Origin of the sequence: Nocardioides jensenii JCM 1364 = NBRC 14755, assembly GCF_001552535.1 — a bacterium.
Lineage (GTDB): Bacteria > Actinomycetota > Actinomycetes > Propionibacteriales > Nocardioidaceae > Nocardioides > Nocardioides jensenii.
Genome location: NZ_BCRJ01000059.1, coordinates 36,926 through 51,561, shown reverse-complemented (window position 1 = coordinate 51,561; position 14,636 = coordinate 36,926). Strand labels below are relative to the sequence as shown.

The 14,636-nt window shown below is 67.2% G+C and carries 16 protein-coding genes; 1 reads left to right on the top strand and 15 read right to left on the bottom strand.

Features of this window, described 5'->3' with window-relative positions; genetic code table 11:
- Positions 1-97 precede the first annotated feature (97 nt).
- The gene (gene kstR / locus NJ4_RS13755; protein WP_067436054.1) at positions 98-703 is read left to right on the top strand and encodes a cholesterol catabolism transcriptional regulator KstR; all 606 of its coding nucleotides are present in this window, start codon (positions 98-100) and stop codon (positions 701-703) included.
- A 118-nt stretch (positions 704-821) separates the two neighbouring features.
- Here the strand turns inward: kstR and NJ4_RS13750 are convergent, their stop codons facing one another.
- From NJ4_RS13750 to NJ4_RS13680, 15 genes are all read right to left on the bottom strand, one after another.
- Positions 822-1,577 (bottom strand): SDR family NAD(P)-dependent oxidoreductase, encoded by a 756-nt coding sequence (locus NJ4_RS13750; protein ID WP_067436051.1) that lies wholly within the window; start codon positions 1,575-1,577, stop codon positions 822-824.
- 72 nt (positions 1,578-1,649) lie between these two features.
- Positions 1,650-2,552, bottom strand: coding sequence for a 3-oxoacyl-ACP reductase (locus NJ4_RS13745; RefSeq protein WP_067436048.1), 903 nt, complete (start codon positions 2,550-2,552; stop codon positions 1,650-1,652).
- Positions 2,553-2,556: 4 nt separating this feature from the next.
- Positions 2,557-2,751: a ferredoxin gene (locus NJ4_RS13740; protein ID WP_067436045.1), complete on the bottom strand. Its 195-nt coding sequence runs from the start codon at positions 2,749-2,751 to the stop codon at positions 2,557-2,559.
- Between the two features lie 6 nt (positions 2,752-2,757).
- Positions 2,758-3,246, bottom strand: a complete 489-nt coding sequence (locus NJ4_RS13735; RefSeq protein WP_067436042.1) for a pyridoxamine 5'-phosphate oxidase family protein — start codon at positions 3,244-3,246, stop codon at positions 2,758-2,760.
- Complete coding sequence (locus NJ4_RS13730; RefSeq protein WP_067436039.1) at positions 3,246-4,238, bottom strand: NAD(P)/FAD-dependent oxidoreductase; 993 nt, start codon at positions 4,236-4,238, stop codon at positions 3,246-3,248. Before NJ4_RS13730 ends, NJ4_RS13735 begins: the two co-directional genes overlap by 1 nt.
- A 126-nt stretch (positions 4,239-4,364) precedes the next feature.
- A complete protein-coding gene (locus NJ4_RS13725) occupies positions 4,365-5,213 on the bottom strand; it encodes a DUF4864 domain-containing protein (protein ID WP_067436036.1) in 849 nt (282 codons plus the stop codon).
- A gap of 5 nt (positions 5,214-5,218) precedes the next feature.
- Entirely contained in the window at positions 5,219-5,785 is a 567-nt protein-coding gene (locus NJ4_RS13720; RefSeq protein WP_067436026.1) for a hypothetical protein, read from the bottom strand.
- A complete protein-coding gene (locus tag NJ4_RS13715; RefSeq protein WP_067436023.1) occupies positions 5,782-7,056 on the bottom strand; it encodes an MlaD family protein in 1,275 nt (424 codons plus the stop codon). The genes NJ4_RS13720 and NJ4_RS13715 overlap by 4 nt, the downstream gene beginning before the upstream one ends.
- Positions 7,053-8,414 carry an MCE family protein gene (locus NJ4_RS13710; protein ID WP_067436020.1) on the bottom strand — a complete coding sequence of 454 codons (1,362 nt, stop codon included), beginning with the start codon at positions 8,412-8,414 and terminating at the stop codon, positions 7,053-7,055. The genes NJ4_RS13715 and NJ4_RS13710 overlap by 4 nt, the downstream gene beginning before the upstream one ends.
- Positions 8,414-9,589 carry an MCE family protein gene (locus NJ4_RS13705; RefSeq protein ID WP_169799262.1) on the bottom strand — a complete coding sequence of 392 codons (1,176 nt, stop codon included), beginning with the start codon at positions 9,587-9,589 and terminating at the stop codon, positions 8,414-8,416. Before NJ4_RS13705 ends, NJ4_RS13710 begins: the two co-directional genes overlap by 1 nt.
- A gap of 11 nt (positions 9,590-9,600) precedes the next feature.
- Positions 9,601-10,584, bottom strand: coding sequence for an MCE family protein (locus NJ4_RS13700; protein ID WP_067436014.1), 984 nt, complete (start codon positions 10,582-10,584; stop codon positions 9,601-9,603).
- Positions 10,584-11,654 (bottom strand): MCE family protein, encoded by a 1,071-nt coding sequence (locus tag NJ4_RS13695; RefSeq protein WP_067436011.1) that lies wholly within the window; start codon positions 11,652-11,654, stop codon positions 10,584-10,586. The genes NJ4_RS13700 and NJ4_RS13695 overlap by 1 nt, the downstream gene beginning before the upstream one ends.
- On the bottom strand, positions 11,651-12,997 hold the full coding sequence (locus NJ4_RS13690) for an MCE family protein (protein WP_067436009.1): 1,347 nt from the start codon (positions 12,995-12,997) through the stop codon (positions 11,651-11,653). The genes NJ4_RS13695 and NJ4_RS13690 overlap by 4 nt, the downstream gene beginning before the upstream one ends.
- Positions 12,998-13,001: 4 nt before the next feature.
- Complete coding sequence (locus tag NJ4_RS13685) at positions 13,002-13,841, bottom strand: MlaE family ABC transporter permease (RefSeq protein WP_067436006.1); 840 nt, start codon at positions 13,839-13,841, stop codon at positions 13,002-13,004.
- Complete coding sequence (locus NJ4_RS13680) at positions 13,841-14,614, bottom strand: MlaE family ABC transporter permease (protein WP_067436085.1); 774 nt, start codon at positions 14,612-14,614, stop codon at positions 13,841-13,843. The genes NJ4_RS13685 and NJ4_RS13680 overlap by 1 nt, the downstream gene beginning before the upstream one ends.
- Positions 14,615-14,636: the final 22 nt, after the last annotated feature.

The window sequence follows — 14,636 nt, the reverse complement described above, 5'->3', positions numbered from 1 at the left end:
CCGTAGAATCCAGTTTCGTTTCCCGAACGCACGATGGATGACCCTAAGTTACCCGTGGGTTGTGTCACACGAGTATCCCTGATGAGAGGAGAAAGCAATGAATGCCCTGAACTCCCTCACCCAGGAAGAGCTCGGTTCGGCCGCCCAGAGGGAGCGCCGCAAGCGCATTCTCGACGCCACCATCGCGCTGGCTTCCCGCGGCGGTTTCGACGCCGTGCAGATGCGCGCGGTCGCGGAACAGGCCGACGTGGCGCTCGGCACGCTCTACCGCTACTTCCCCTCCAAGATTCACTTGCTGGTCTCCGCGCTGGGGCGCGAGTTCGAGCGGTCGCAGGCGGCGATGGCCGGCAAGCCGATCCCGGGCGAGACCCCTGAGGCGCGGGTCAACTACGTCCTGGGCCGGACCACGAAGATCCTGCAGAAGGATCCCAACCTCACCGAGGCCCTGACCCGAGCGTTCATGTTCGCCGACGCCAGCGTCTCCACCGAGATCCACCACGTCGGCATGATGCTCACCTCCGTGCTGACCGAGGCGATGGGCACCCGCACCGGCGACGCCGAACCCACCGAGGAAGAGATCGCAATCGCCCGCGTGATCGGCGACGTCTGGCTCTCCTCACTGGTCGGCTGGGTCACCGGTCGATCCTCGGCCACCGACGTGGAGACCTCCATGTCCGTCGCCGTCCGCCTCCTTCTCCGATAGTCCCTGACGTTCGGACCCCCTTTCGTGGATAGTCCCTGACGTTCGGACCCTGCCCAAGGGTCCGAACGTCAGGGACTACCCCAATTGGGGGTCCGAACGTCAGGGAGTATCGAGAAATTCAGCCGCCGAAGGCGTGGGTGGCGGTGACGCCGCCGTCGACGGCGATCTCGGCGCCGGTGACGTAGCCGCTCTCGTCGCTGGCCAGGTAGACGTAGAGCGGGGCGATGTCCTCGGGGGTGCCCACGCGTCGCATCGGCACCTTGCTCGCGCCGTACTCCATCGCCGCGTCACCGCCGTGCTCGCGGGTCATGCCGGTGTCGATCATGCCGGGGTGCACCGAGTTGACCCGGACGCCGCGACTGCCCAGCTCGAGGGCCGCGGCCTTGGTCATGCCGCGGATCGCGAACTTCGTGCCGGTGTACGCCGCCAGGCTGCCCATGCCGGCGAGCCCCTCGACCGACGAGGCGTTGATGATCGACCCCTGCTTGTTCTTCCGCATCGTGGGTACGACGGCGCGCATGCCCAGGAAGGTGCCGCGCTGGTTGATGCGTACGACGAGGTCGAACTCGTCCAGCTCCATGGTGTGGATCTCGCCGAATCGCAGGATGCCGGCGTTGTTGACCAGCACGTTGACGTCACCGAACGTGGCGGCGGTGAACTCGACGACCGACGCCCAGGAGGCTTCGTCGCTGACGTCGTGGCGCTGGAAGCGCACGGCGTCCCCGAGCTCGGCTGCCAGCTTCTCCCCCGCCGCCTCGGCGATGTCGGCGATCACGACCTGCGCCCCTTCCGCGACGAAGGCACGCGCGATGGCGGCACCCTGGCCCTGCGCACCTCCGGTGACGATCGCGATCTTGCCGGTGAGTCGGCCCATGATGTGTTCCTTTCGAGCAGGATGAGTGACCGGCACGGTGCGAGCCGGCGGGGTGCAGCATTCGGAGCAGGGTCAGACGGTCAGCTTCATCACCGAGTCGGCGGAGAAGCTGAGGGACGGGTCGCGGTCGACGAAGTAGCCGCCGACCTGCTTGGCGAGATCGTCGAGGTCCCAGACGGAGCCACCCGAGTCGAAGCGCTGCTCGACGACCGGCGGGGCCAGGAGCGCCACCATGCCGCCGTACACGACGAACACCTGACCGTTGATCGCGTCGGCGTCGGGTGAGGCCAGGTAGGCGACCAGCGGTGCGACGTGATCCGGCGAGTAGGGGTCGACGTCCTTGCCGGACTGGTCCTCGCCGAAGACCACCTCGGTCATGGCGGTACGGGCGCGTGGGCAGATCGCGTTGGCGCGAACACCCATCTTCGCCAGGCCCCGTGCCGCCGAGAGGGTCAGCGCGCTGATACCGGCCTTGGCCGCTGCGTAGTTGGCCTGGCCGGGCGAGCCGCAGAGGAACGCCTCGGAGGCGGTGTTCACGATGCGGCCGTAGACCGGCGCACCGGTCTCCTTGGAGACCGTCCGCCAGTGGGCCGCGGCGTTGCGGGTCAGCAGGAAGTGACCACGCAGGTGCACCCGGATGACGAGGTCCCACTCGTCGTCGCTGAGGTTGAACAGCATGCGGTCGCGAGTGACGCCCGCGTTGTTGACCACGATGTCGAGACTGCCGAACTCGTCCAGGGCGGTGGCGACCATCAGGTCGGCGGTGCTCCGCTCCCCCACGTCACCGGCGGCAACAACCGCCGAGCCACCGATCGAACGGATCTCCTCGGCGGCCCCGTCGGCCGCACCCGGCAGGTCGTTCAGGACGATGCGAGCACCGGCGCGGGCCAGCGCCACTGCCTCGGCGCGTCCGAGCCCGGCCCCGGCGCCGGTGACGACCGCCACCCGACCGTCCAGATCGAGTCCTCCGGCCACCGGTTCAGCCCTCCACGATCGAGATCGCCGACCGTGGGCAGGCAGCGACGGCGCGTTCGACGTTGTCGCGGTTCTCGTCGGTGACGTCCTCCTGCTTCACGACCAGGTAGTCGTCGTCATCGAGCTCGAAGACCTCCGGGGCCAGCGCCTCACACAGGGCGTTCGACTCACAGAGGTCGAAGTCGACCTTGACCTTCATCGCTGTTCATCCTTCCTTCGCTGCCGGTTCAAGCATCTTGCGGTGGTCCCACGAGCTGACCCGTTCGGGCGTGACGATGACCGCGACTCGCTTGGCGGCCTGGCGATGCACCTCGGCAGCACCGACCTCACCGAGCTCCTCGAAGGAGTCCGCGCCGACCATGCGGGTCGCCACCGCACTGCCGATCGCGACGATGCGGTCGGGGTCGCGGACCAGCTCGGCGGTTCCCTTGACCGCGGCCCCGCGCAGCTCGAAGTAGTCGGTACCGTCCTCGACGAGGCAGGTGATCCGCGGGTCGCGCTCGAGGTTGCGGATCTTCTGCGAGCGCCCGTAGGTCCAGAAGGCGAGGCGGCCGTCGTCGAGCACGACGTAGAAGAGCGTGGTGAGGTGGGCGGTGCCGTCGAGTCCGACGGTGGCCACCTGGACCTTGAGGTTCTCGCGCAGGAACGCGTCGAGCTCCGCGTCGTCGAGGCGTACGGCGTCACGACCTGACATCAGCTGCCCTCGCTCGAGTGGCCGGGGAAGACATGGGCAGCGGGGTCGATCACGACCGCGGCGTTGTTGACGGCGGTGGCCGCCTCACCGAACCCGACCGCGATCAGTCGGACCTTGCCTGCGTACTCGGTGATGTCGCCGGCAGCGAAGACCCGCGGCAGATTGGTGCGCATCGCGGAATCGACGACGACATGCCGCTTCTCGAGGGTGAGGCCCCACTCCTTCATCGGGCCCAGGTCGGCCACGAAGCCCAGCGCGGCGACCACGGCCTGGGCGGGTCGTACGGTCGCCTCCCCGTCGACGGTGATCACCGCCTCCTCGAGGTCGGGTGCACCGCGCAGCTCGGTCACCTCGGCGCGGGTGACGATGTCGACCGACGATGCGCGCACCTTCTCGACCGTGCGCTCGTGCGCCCGGAAGGCCTCGCGGCGATGCACCAGCGTGACCGACTTCGCCATCGGCTCGAGATGGATCGCCCAGTCGAAGGCACTGTCCCCGCCGCCGACCACGACCACGTCCTTGCCGACGTACGGGTCGAAGCTGGGCACGAAGAACTCGACCCCGCGGCCCTGCCAGCCATCGGCAGCGGGAAGCGGACGGGGGCTGAACTTGCCGATGCCGGCGGTGATCAGCACGGCGCCGGCCCGCACGGTCGAGCCGTCGGCCAGACCGATCGTCGCCCGCTCGTCCGTCGACTCCAACGAGACCGCGGTGCGCCCCAGGAGGTACGACGGCCGCGCGGTGTTCGCCTGCTCGACCAGACCGGCGACGAGGTCTCGTCCCTTGACGTTCGGGAAGCCCGCGACGTCGAGGATCGCCTTCTCCGGATACATCGCAGTGATCTGGCCGCCCAATTCGGGCAGGGAGTCGATCACCGCCACCCGGAGCCCGCGGAAACCTGCGTAGTAGGCGCTGAACAGTCCGGTGGGGCCGGCGCCGATGATCACGAGGTCGGTCTCGAGGTGTTCGGGGGCAGGCTCGGTGGGTGACATGGCCTGATCCTTCCCTCCGGACACTGGCGACTCAAGCACCTGGCGCGGCGAACTAGTGGAACGTGTTCTAGTTTTGCCCAAGTTAGCCGGGTCGGCAGACAAAGTCCAGCACCCGGGACGCCGGAGTCAGAGTGCGTGCAGCTCGTCGATCTTCCAGCCGTCGTCGGTGCGGACCATGCGCACCATCACCCGGACCGGATAGATCTCCGGGCCGGTCCGCTGCTTGCCCTCGCCCTTGTAGACGAACTGGTTGAGGAACAGCAGGCTCGCCACCTCATCGGGTCTCGCCTCCACGACCGAGGAGCCGACCACCGCGAAGTCGTACTCGGCCTTGGTCTCGAGGAAACGCGCACGCGTGTCCTTGGCGGTGGCGGAGTACTCCTTGGCGAAGCCGTCGGTGATGAACGCCGCGGCATCGTCGAGATTCTTGTCGTAGTCCTTCCAGGACACGTTGAGAATCTCGGTGACCGACTTGATCGCGGCGTCGGTCGCGTCGCGCCAGTCGGCCATCGGCACGCTGACCGGGGAGTCACGGACGACGTACGTGTCGTCGAAAGCCAGCACCTTCGCGTCATCACCCGAGCCACCGTCGTCGTCGGCGACCTGCCAGGTGACCAGCTCGGCGACGCCGACCAGCAGCAGCACCGCGAGGACGACGGCCAGCACCTTGGTGGTGCCGCGGTTGCTCAGCAAGCCGCGCTGCTCCTGGGCCACGGACAGCGGGCCCTTCGGCGACGCGGACCGCGGGGTGGGGTCGTCGGACTGCTGCGGTGCGGGCTGGGTGCGGGACACACTGCGTGCCGATCCGGGGTCGGCCGCATCCGTCGAGGCATCCGAGGGTGTGGTGGTTCCCTCGATCGAGGCCGCATCGGGCTCGGTGTGACGGCTACCACCCGCCCGACCTGCGACTCGGCGCGGGGCCGATGCAGGCACCCGGGAGCCGGCAACCGGACGACGAGGCGTGTTGTTCGACATTGCGTTCACCCCACGAACTGGAGGTCGGAGACGAGCCAGCGGTCCTTGCTGCGGGTCAGGTCGAGCTGGAGCCTGAGGTTGCGCTCCACGGCCTTGCCCTTGGTGCTCTTGTTGCGCACCGACCCGTTGGTGGCCACCAGCACCCGGGCGGTGTATTCGGAGACCGCGACCACGCCGGCGGAGAGCACCTCGCCCTCCATCACCGACTTGTTGCGCTTCATCAACGTCCGCAGGCCCTTCTCGGACGCGGAGTACTGCTTGGCGAACTCACCCGTCGACCCGGCCATCACCGCCTCGGTGGACGCCTCGATGTTGCGGTAGTCGAGATTCACGAACGCGAGCACCTGGGACCGGGCGGCCGCCAGCACGTCGTGGTAGACGTCGTCGGGAACATCTTCCTTGGTCTTCTGCGAGGCCGTGTGCTCGGCGTTCGGTTCGTCGTCGCCCTGGACCGCCGGCCACACCAGGAACACTCCGGCGAGGACGGCACCGAAGGCCACCAGAAGGACAGCGAGATAGAGCGCGATGTTGACGCGCAGGGTCTGGACAGAGTTCTGGGAATCAGGATTCACTGCTGTGCCACCGGCCCGACGAGGAGCCACTTCCAGGAGTCGTTGCCGAGGATCGAGAGGTTCTTCGGCGAGTGTACGGATACGGGATTGCCGTCCTTGTCGACGGCGCCGTCGGTCAGGCCGGTTGTGGGGTCGTAGGCGCCCCGGTAGGCGCGTCCGGGCGAGTTCGTGCCGGCTCCCCGCTCGGGCGAGTACATCGACCCGCGCTGGACCGACTTGCCCGGGTTGAGGCATCGGGCCGGGTAGATCGCGGTGTCGGTCAGGTCGTTGCCCTGCCGCCATTCACTGGGCGGCATGTAGCCGGCGCCACGGCACGGCCCCGGTGACTGGGCCAGCTGGATGTTCACGTGACCCCATCCGTCACCCGGTGTGCCGGTGAACCCGCCGGCCACGGCCAGCGGGAACGAGACCAGCAGGGTCTCGATGCCGGACAGGTGGTTGACCGCCACCTGGTTGGTCGTGACCAGGTTGGCCAGCAGCACCGGCAACGTGGGCTCGAGATCCTGCAACAGGCCGTCGACCTCGCGCAGGGCGCCGGGACTCACCTGCAGGATCGTTCGCAGATCCTTGTCGCTCCCGCGCAATGCGTCGGTCAGGGTGGCCAGGTCGCGGCTGAACGACTTGATGTTCTCGCTCTGCCCCTTCTGCGTCTTCAGGACAGTCAGCCCCTGGTTCAGCAGCCGGATCGTGTCATCGGTGTGCAGGGCCGCCTCGTCGATGAACTCGGTGCCACCGTCGAGGAGCTTCTCCAGCGCCGGTGCGGTGTCGTCGAACAGGATCCCGAGTTCCTTGACCACCGAGGAGAGGCTCTTCTTGTCCACCGACCCGACGAAGTCGTTGAGCGCCACCAGCACCTCGTCCTCACCCACGGGCAGGGACTGCGCGTTCCCGGTGAAGGTGTAGCCGTCGTCGGCGTAGGGCCCGCTCTTGTCCTCGGGCTGGAAGTCGAGGTACTGCTCCCCCACGGCGGAAAGGTTGTGGACGTAGAACGCGGACCCCTCGGGGATCTTCGTGCCCTCCTCGAGCGCGAGGTCGAGCTCGAGTCCCTCACCGGTCACGTGCATGCCGGAGACCTTGCCGACCTTCGCCCCCCGGTAGGTCACCTCGCTGCCGACGAACAGACCACCCGAGTCGGGCAGGGTGGCGTGGACCGTGATCCCCCGGCCGAGCACCTTGTCGACGAACCCGAGGTAGTTCGCGGTGACGTAGACGATGCCGACCGCGCTGAGGATGCAGAACGCGATGAGCCGGATCTTGACGCCGTGGGTCATGACAGCCCCGTTCCGTAGATGTCGGGGGTGCGCGAGCCGTAGGGACTCGTCGCCGCCTGACGCAACCCCGGCAGGCCCGGCAGGCCGAGCAGCTTCGGGAGACCGGGAAGGCCCGGAAGGCCGAGCAGGTCGGTCAGGTCGGAGAGGCTCGGCAGGGTGCCACCGGGCAGGACCCGGACGATCCGGCAGATGTCCTTCGACCGGTTGGTCGGCTTCGTGCAGGCCGCCCGCAGCTTCTTGAACAGGTCGAGGTTGGTGAGGAACTGGGCGCACGCCGGCCCGGCCAGGTTTCCGCTGGCCAGGCACTTCTGGAGATCCTGGACCACCTGACCAGGGTCGGGCAGCGTGATCAGCGGCGCATCAGTGAGGAAGTTCTCGAGGTTGATGTCGAGGCGGATCTCGGTGTTGCCGTAGTCGCCCTTCACGATGTCCTGAGCCTCGTCGGGGAACGGGAAGCTGAGCATCAGCGAGAGCCCGGCCGGGAGCGACTTGCCGGCCTCGTTGAGCTTGCTCATGATCGGCTTGAGCGACTTCAGGGACGCGACGAGGTTGTCCTTGCTGGCACCGATCACGCGGGTGCCCACGGCGCCGAGTTCGTCGAGCGCGCTGAGCATCTGCACAAGTTCGTCGTGCTGGGCGGCGAGCACCTTGACCGCCGGCCCCATCACGTCGAGGGCGTCCCCGATGACGTCGCGTTCGTCGTTCAGCGTCGTGGCCAGCTTGTTGAGCGACTCCATCGCGCGGATGATGTCGCCCTTCTGGTCATCGATCGTGCCGACCACCGAGTCCAGGCTCGAGAGCAGGGCCTTGAGCCGGTCGGTACGACCGCTCATCACGTTGTTCAACTCGGTCGTGATCTCACCGATCTGCGCCACGCCGCCGCCGCTGAGCAGGAACGACAAGGCACCCAGCACCTCTTCGACCTCGGGGTTGCGGCCGGTCGAGGCGCGTTCGATGTTGTCCTTGTCGCCGAGTCGCCCCACGGCCGGCTTGACCGGGTCCGGCTCGAGCGAGACGTACTTCTCGCCCAGCAGGCTGGTCTGCCGGATCATCGCCACCGCATTGCCGGGCAGCTCCACGTTGTTGCGGATCCGCATGGTGACCTTGGCGTGCCAGCCCTTGCGCTCCACCTCGGTGATCTCTCCGACCGGGACGTCGTCGACCATCACCGGCGAGCGGGGTACGACGTTGAGCACGTCGTCAAACTCCGCGGTCACCTCGAAGGACTCGTCCTTGTCGACGCCCGATCCCGGCAACGGCAGGTCGTAGGCGCCGTCGAACTTGCATCCGGCGACCAGAACCAGCAACGCCAGCATCGCCAGCAGCCCGGCACGCAGGTTGATCTCGGGCACCCTCATCATCGGGCTCCCGTCAGGTCGGCGAGCGTCGTCGAGGTGTCTCCGGCGTACTGTCCGGAGACCTGCTCGTCGAGCCGACGTCCGGCGGTGGCGCCGTTGGCCATCGGCAGGTTCTGGTTGGCCTGGGAGGCCACCGGCTCGAGCAGGTTCTTGAAGATCTTGCAGGCCAGATCCTTGCTGACCTTCGGCAGCTCGGACTGCTGGATCACCGCGCACAGGAATCCGTCGGAGTCGGCGATGTTCTGCTGGAACCCGAAGCGCGAGCCGATGGAGCCGGACTTGGCGTCGAAGGCGTTGACGAGGTTGCCGATTCCGACCGGTCCGGCGGTGAGCGCGAGGTCGATGGCGTCCTTCTCGGAGGCGAGGTTCCCAGCGACCCGGGTCAGCTTCTTGACGTCGGTGCTGATCGCGGTGCGGTTCTTCTTGATGAACTTCTGCACCGATCCCACGGCCGTCGCGACCGAGGACAGTGCCTGTTGCAGCTCGCGGCGTTCACCGGCGAGATCGGCCGAGACCCCGGCCAGGTCCTTCATGAAGGCCACGACGTACTCGTCATTGGTGGCCAGGGCCTGAGTGAAGTTCGCGAGGTTCTCCACCGTGCTGAACAGGTCGCCGGCGCCGTTGCCGAAGGTGGTGGCGGCCGCGGCAAGGTCATTGATCATCTGGTTGCCGAGCTTGCCCTTGCCCTTGAGGTTCTTGTCCGCGACCTTCAGCAGGTGGTTGAGGGTGCCGTCGGCGTTCGCGCCGTTCGGTCCGAGTGCGGTGGTGAGGTCGCGGAGCCCGGCATAGATCCGGTCGAGCTCGACCGGGACCGCCGTGTCGGGCAGCGCGATGTCGGCCTGGTCGGCGAGCACCTTGCCGGAGTCGTAGGCCGTCAGCTCGACGAACCGGTCGGCGACCAGGGTCGGGGTGATGATCACCGCCTTGGCGTCGGCGGGCAGCTTCACACTGGCGTCGTACTCCATCTCGACGCGCACCGAGTTGCCCTCCGGGACCACTGCGGTGACCTTGCCGACGGTCACGCCGAGCACGCGGACGTCGGTGTTCTCGAAGATGCTCACCGCCCGCGGGAAGTGGGCGGTCACGCTCTTGGTCTCCTCACTACCGCGGATCGCGTAGAAGGTTCCGGCCAGGAGCAGTACGGCGACCGCGACCGCGAGGAGCCTGGGGTTCAAGAATCGGAGCATCAGTTCACCGACCCGACCTGGCTGAACTCACCCGTCGCGAGGCCGGCGAGGTTGACCACGTAGGCGTCGAACCATGGACCGGTGCCGATGATGTTGCCGAGGATGTCGGCGTAGGGACCGTAGGCGTTCAGCGTGGCCTTCAGCTCCTTCTCCTTCGAGACCAGGAACGAGAGCAGGTCGTCGACCTCGGCCAGCGCCGGGCCGATCTCGGCCTGGTTGTCGGCCACGACTCCGCGCAGCTCGCGGGCCAGCACCCTCGCGTTCACCAACAGGCGGTGGACCGCGGCCTTGCGGCTGCGCAACTCCTTGAAGACGAGATCGGCACCCTTCACCAGCTTGACCACGTCGCCCTTGCGGTCGTCGAGGATCTCGCTCACCGAGGCGGACCCCTCGAGCAGGGTCTGGAGCTCGGCGTCGCGGCCCGCAATCGACTGGGACAGCCTGGAGATGCCGTTGAACGCCGAGTGCAGCTCGGGTCCGGAGGACTCGATCGTCGAGCCGACCGTGTTCAGCGCGCTCTTGAGCTGGTCGATGTCGATGCGCTCCGTGGTCGAGGTGAGGTCACCGAGCACCCCGACGATGTCGTAGGCCGACCGGGTGCGGGAGACGGGGATGACGTCGTCCGTGTCGAGCTGCCCGGAGCCTGCTGGAGTCAGCTCGAGATACTTCTCGCCGAGCAGGTTGAGCACCTCCACCGAGGCCTGGCTGTCCTTCCCGAACTCGACCCCGTGGTCGACCTCGAAGGTGACCAGCACCTTGTTGCCCTTCAGCTCGACGTCCTGGACCCGGCCGGCGCGGATGCCACCCACCTGGACCATGTTCCCCTTGTGCAGGCCGCTGGCGTTCTTGAACTCGGCCTGGAAGCTGTCGCCGCCGAAGCCGGGGAACTTGGAGAGGTTGAAGGCAGCGGCGACGATGAGCAGGGCCACCACGAGCGTGATGGCGCCGAGCCGCAGGATCTGGGCCTCGCTGTAGGTGCGCATCACTGACACCTTGCGGCATTCGACTTGATCTTGAAGTTGCCGAGCTGGTCCTGGAGCTTGGCCAGCTGGGGAATGTCGCTGAGCACCGGCAGCTGGATACGGACGGAGGCCGCGCAGAGGTAGTAGTTGTACCAGGAGCCGTAGGTGCCGGTGCGGGTCTGGTCGGTCATCGACTCCGGCAGTCGGTCGAGCAGTTCGCCGAGCACCTTCTTGCTCTCGGGGCGGGTGAGCAGCTCGGCGAGCTGGCGCAGCTCGGCGACATCTGCCTTGAGCCACGGACGCGAATCCTTGAGCAGGCCGGCCACCACCTCGGTGAGGTCGGAGATGTTGTCCAGTGAGCTGCCGATGGTCTTGCGGTCCTTCGCCAGGTCGGTCATCCAGCCCTTCAGCTCGACGATGAGCTCGGTCAGCTCCTCGTGCCGGTCGTTGACGGTGTCGGCGGTCTGGCTGAGGTTGGTGATGACCTCGCCGATCAACTTGTCGCGATCGGCGAGACTGTTCGTCAGTGACGCGGTGTTGGCCAGCAGGCTCTGGACGGTGCCGCCCTCGCCCTGGAGCACGCGCACCAGGTTGAGCGAGAGCTCGTTGACCTGCTGCGGGTTGAGCGCGGTGAACAGCGGCTGGAAGCCGTTGAACAGCTGGGTGAGGTCGAGCGCCGGGCTGGTGCGAGCGATCGGGATCGTGTCGTCCTCGCCCATCTTCTGGGCCTCGGCGTCGTCCTTGCCCTTCTCCAGGGCCAGGTAGCGGTCACCGACCAGGTTCTTGAACCGGATCTCGGCGCGCGTCGCGGTCGTCATCGGCACGTCGGCCTTCACCCGGAACGTGATCAGGGCGTGGGTGCGGTCGTGGTGCTCGACCTTCTTGACCTCACCGACGGAGACGCCCGCGATGCGTACGTCGTCCCCCTTCTCCAACATCGACGCGCTGGTGAACTCGGCCCGGTAGGTCCTGCCCGCGCCGAAGCCGATGTTGCCCATGATGGCGGCCAGGAGGCCGGTGACCAGAAGGCTGACCACCGTGAAGATGCCGAGCTTGATGCCTGCAGCGATCGTGGTCGAGTTGCGACTCACCCGGTCACCCCCTCGCCTCGCACCAACGGGCCGTAGAGCAGCGACGGCATCGAGCCGTAGGAGTCGGCCGGGCGACCGGAGCTGGCGGCAAGCAGCGAGCTGGTCACCAACTGGTCGGCGGCCGTGCCCACCTCGCCCATGGTCGTGTTCCGCCCGTTGGTGGTGCTGATGCCGAGCAGGTCGAGCAGGCGACCCGGGTTCTGGAGGAACGCGGTCGGCGTCTTGTCGAGGGAGTGGTCGTTGCCGTCCCTGATCCTCCGCTCCGGGTAGGGCACCGGCGGGTTGGGCAGACCGGCACACCACGGGCCGTGGCCGATCTCGCCGTACACCGGTCGGTCGGCGGCCGTGTACCCCTCGTACTGGGTGGCCCCGAGCTCGATGTACTGCTTGACCCGGTCCCCCGCGAACATGTCGCCGAGGTAGTCGTCGTACCTGTCGAGGCCCTTGAGCAGACACGGGAACTCCGGCGAGTAGACCGCGAGCAGGTTCAGGATCGGCTCGGTCACCTCACCGAGCTGGATCAGGTCCGACTCGTTCTCCCGGAGGATACGGGTGGTGGTGCCGGCCAGTCCGGTGACGTCGGCGAAGAACGTGCCGAGGTTCTCCTTGTTGTCCAGGACGGTCCGGCTGGTCACCGTGGCGTTGCGGAGCACGTCGATCAGGTCGGGTGCGGCGATCGAGTAGGTCTGTGACACCTCGCCGAGCAGGATCAGGTCCTTGCGCAGCGTGGGCAGGTGGCTGTCGATCGCGTCGAGGTAGGAACCGAGCTTGTCCATCGTCTCGCCGATCTCCTCACCTCGACCCGAGAGCGCGGTGGCGAGCGCGTTGAGGGTCTTGTTGAGGTCGGCCGGGCGAACCGAGCGGAGCAGCGGAAACAGGTCGGCCATGATGCGGCTCAGCTCGACGTTGGTCTCGACCCGGTCTGCGGGGATCACGTCACCGTCGGCAAGCGACGTGCCAGCGGGCTCGTCGGGGTCGATGAACGAGATGAACTTCTGGCCGAACAGGGTCGTGGGCAGGATCTCCACGGACACGTTGGCCGGAATGTTGCGCGCCGCCTCGGGCTTGAGACCGACCTTGATCGAGGCCTGCTTGCCGTCCTGGTCGATGCCTCGCACCTGCCCGACCAGGACGCCGTGCACGCGCACGTCGCCGAACTTGGCCAGCTGCAGGCCGGCCCGGTCGGCCTTGATGGTGATCATCGTGACCGGCTCGAAAACCTTCTGGTAGACCGCGATCGAGGTGCCGATGAAGGTGGCCAGCAGGGCCAGGAAGACGACGCCGAAGAAGAGCAGACGCCGGTGCTCTGCGGCGTTGCCGTGGTGGAGGTTGACCAGAAGCATGCGGCTACCCCGTGATCCTCACCGTGGTGGTGGATCCCCAGATCGCGAAACTCAGGAAGAAGTCGGCGACCACGATCCACACGATCGACGTACGGATCGCGCGGCCCACGGCCAGGCCGACTCCGGCCGGGCCGCCCGAAGCGGTGTAGCCGTAGTAGCAGTGGATCAGGATCACCGAGGTGGCCAGGAAGAGCAGCTTGAAGAACGACCAGAGCATGTCGATCGGCGGCAGGAACTGGATGAAGTAATGGTCATAGGTTCCCGCTGACTGGCCGTACATCATCGTGGTGATCAGCCTCGGCGAGAGGTAGGACGCCGAGAGAGCGACGATGTAGAGCGGGATCACCGCGATGAAGGCCGCGATCATCCGGGTGGTGACCAGGAACGGGAGCGAGGGCACCCCCATCACCTCGAGGGCGTCGATCTCCTCCGAGATCCGCATGGCTCCCAGCCGCGCGGTGTAGCCGCAGCCGACGGTGGCGGCCAGCGCGATCGAGGAGACCAACGGTGCCACCTCACGGGTGTTGAAGTACGCCGAGATGAACGCGCTGAACTTGGCCACACCGATCTGGCTGAGCGAGGCGTAGCCTTGGATGCCGACCTCGGTGCCGGCGAAGAACGCGAGGAACGCGATCACGCCCACGGTGCCGGCGATGACGCTGAGACCACCGGCGCCGAAGGTGACCTCGGCCAGCGTGTTCCAGATCTCGCGGCGATAGCGGCGTACGGCGCGGGGGGTCCAGCTCAACGCCTTGACGTAGAACAGGAACTGGTCGCCGTACGCCTCGAGGGAGTCGCGGCGTCCCTTGACGAAGGACGTGCCCAGGGAAGTGAGGGTGGCCATCACAACCCCGGGGGTGGGACGACTTGGAAGTAGATCGCGGTGATGATCGCGTTCATGAAGAACAACAGCATGAAGGCGATGATCACCGACTCGTTGACGGCCTTGCCGACCCCGCTTGGCCCGCCGCCCGCGTTGAGCCCCTTGTAGGCGCCGACCACGGCGGCCAACCACCCGAACACCGCGGCCTTGATCATCGCGATCCACAGGTCGGGCAGCGAGGCGAGCGCGGTGAACGAGGAGAGGAAGGCACCGGCCGACCCGCCTTGGATGATCACCGTGAAGAAGTAGCCGCCACCGATGCCGGCCGAGATCACCAGACCGTTGATCATCAGCGCCACGAAGACCGTGGCACAGACCCTGGGCGCGACCAGGCGCTCGAGCGGGTCGATGCCGAGCACCTCCATGGCGTCGATCTCCTCGCGGATCTTGCGCGCGCCCATGTCGGAGCAGATCGCGGACCCCGCGGCGCCAGCGATGATCAGCGCAGCCGCGATCGGCGCCGCCTCGCGCACGACGGCCAGCACGGCGGTCGCACCGGCGAAGGACTGGGCACCGAGCTGGCCGGTCAGGTTGCCCACCTGCAGGGAGATGACCGCCCCGAACGGGATCGAGACCAGGATCGTGGGCATCAGGGTGACGCTGGTGATGAACCACGCCTGCTCGATGAACTCGCGGAACTGGAAGGGGCGGGTGAAGATCCGCTTGGTCACCTGCACGACCATCGCGGTGATCTCACCCGGGCCCCGAACCACGGACACAGCGGAGAACCCCATCTCGCCACCTCCCTGGTCCAGC

Excerpts from the sequence above, each read along its gene's own strand:
- kstR (WP_067436054.1), top strand. The coding sequence starts at position 98 with ATGAATGCCCTGAACTCCCTCACCCAGGAAGAGCTCGGTTCGGCCGCC.
- NJ4_RS13750 (WP_067436051.1), bottom strand. The coding sequence starts at position 1,577 with ATGGGCCGACTCACCGGCAAGATCGCGATCGTCACCGGAGGTGCGCAG.
- NJ4_RS13740 (WP_067436045.1), bottom strand. The coding sequence starts at position 2,751 with ATGAAGGTCAAGGTCGACTTCGACCTCTGTGAGTCGAACGCCCTGTGT.
- NJ4_RS13735 (WP_067436042.1), bottom strand. The coding sequence starts at position 3,246 with ATGTCAGGTCGTGACGCCGTACGCCTCGACGACGCGGAGCTCGACGCG.
- NJ4_RS13730 (WP_067436039.1), bottom strand. The coding sequence starts at position 4,238 with ATGTCACCCACCGAGCCTGCCCCCGAACACCTCGAGACCGACCTCGTG.
- NJ4_RS13725 (WP_067436036.1), bottom strand. The coding sequence starts at position 5,213 with ATGTCGAACAACACGCCTCGTCGTCCGGTTGCCGGCTCCCGGGTGCCT.
- NJ4_RS13715 (WP_067436023.1), bottom strand. The coding sequence starts at position 7,056 with ATGACCCACGGCGTCAAGATCCGGCTCATCGCGTTCTGCATCCTCAGC.
- NJ4_RS13710 (WP_067436020.1), bottom strand. The coding sequence starts at position 8,414 with ATGAGGGTGCCCGAGATCAACCTGCGTGCCGGGCTGCTGGCGATGCTG.
- NJ4_RS13700 (WP_067436014.1), bottom strand. The coding sequence starts at position 10,584 with ATGCGCACCTACAGCGAGGCCCAGATCCTGCGGCTCGGCGCCATCACG.
- NJ4_RS13690 (WP_067436009.1), bottom strand. The coding sequence starts at position 12,997 with ATGCTTCTGGTCAACCTCCACCACGGCAACGCCGCAGAGCACCGGCGT.
- NJ4_RS13685 (WP_067436006.1), bottom strand. The coding sequence starts at position 13,841 with ATGGCCACCCTCACTTCCCTGGGCACGTCCTTCGTCAAGGGACGCCGC.
- NJ4_RS13680 (WP_067436085.1), bottom strand. The coding sequence starts at position 14,614 with ATGGGGTTCTCCGCTGTGTCCGTGGTTCGGGGCCCGGGTGAGATCACC.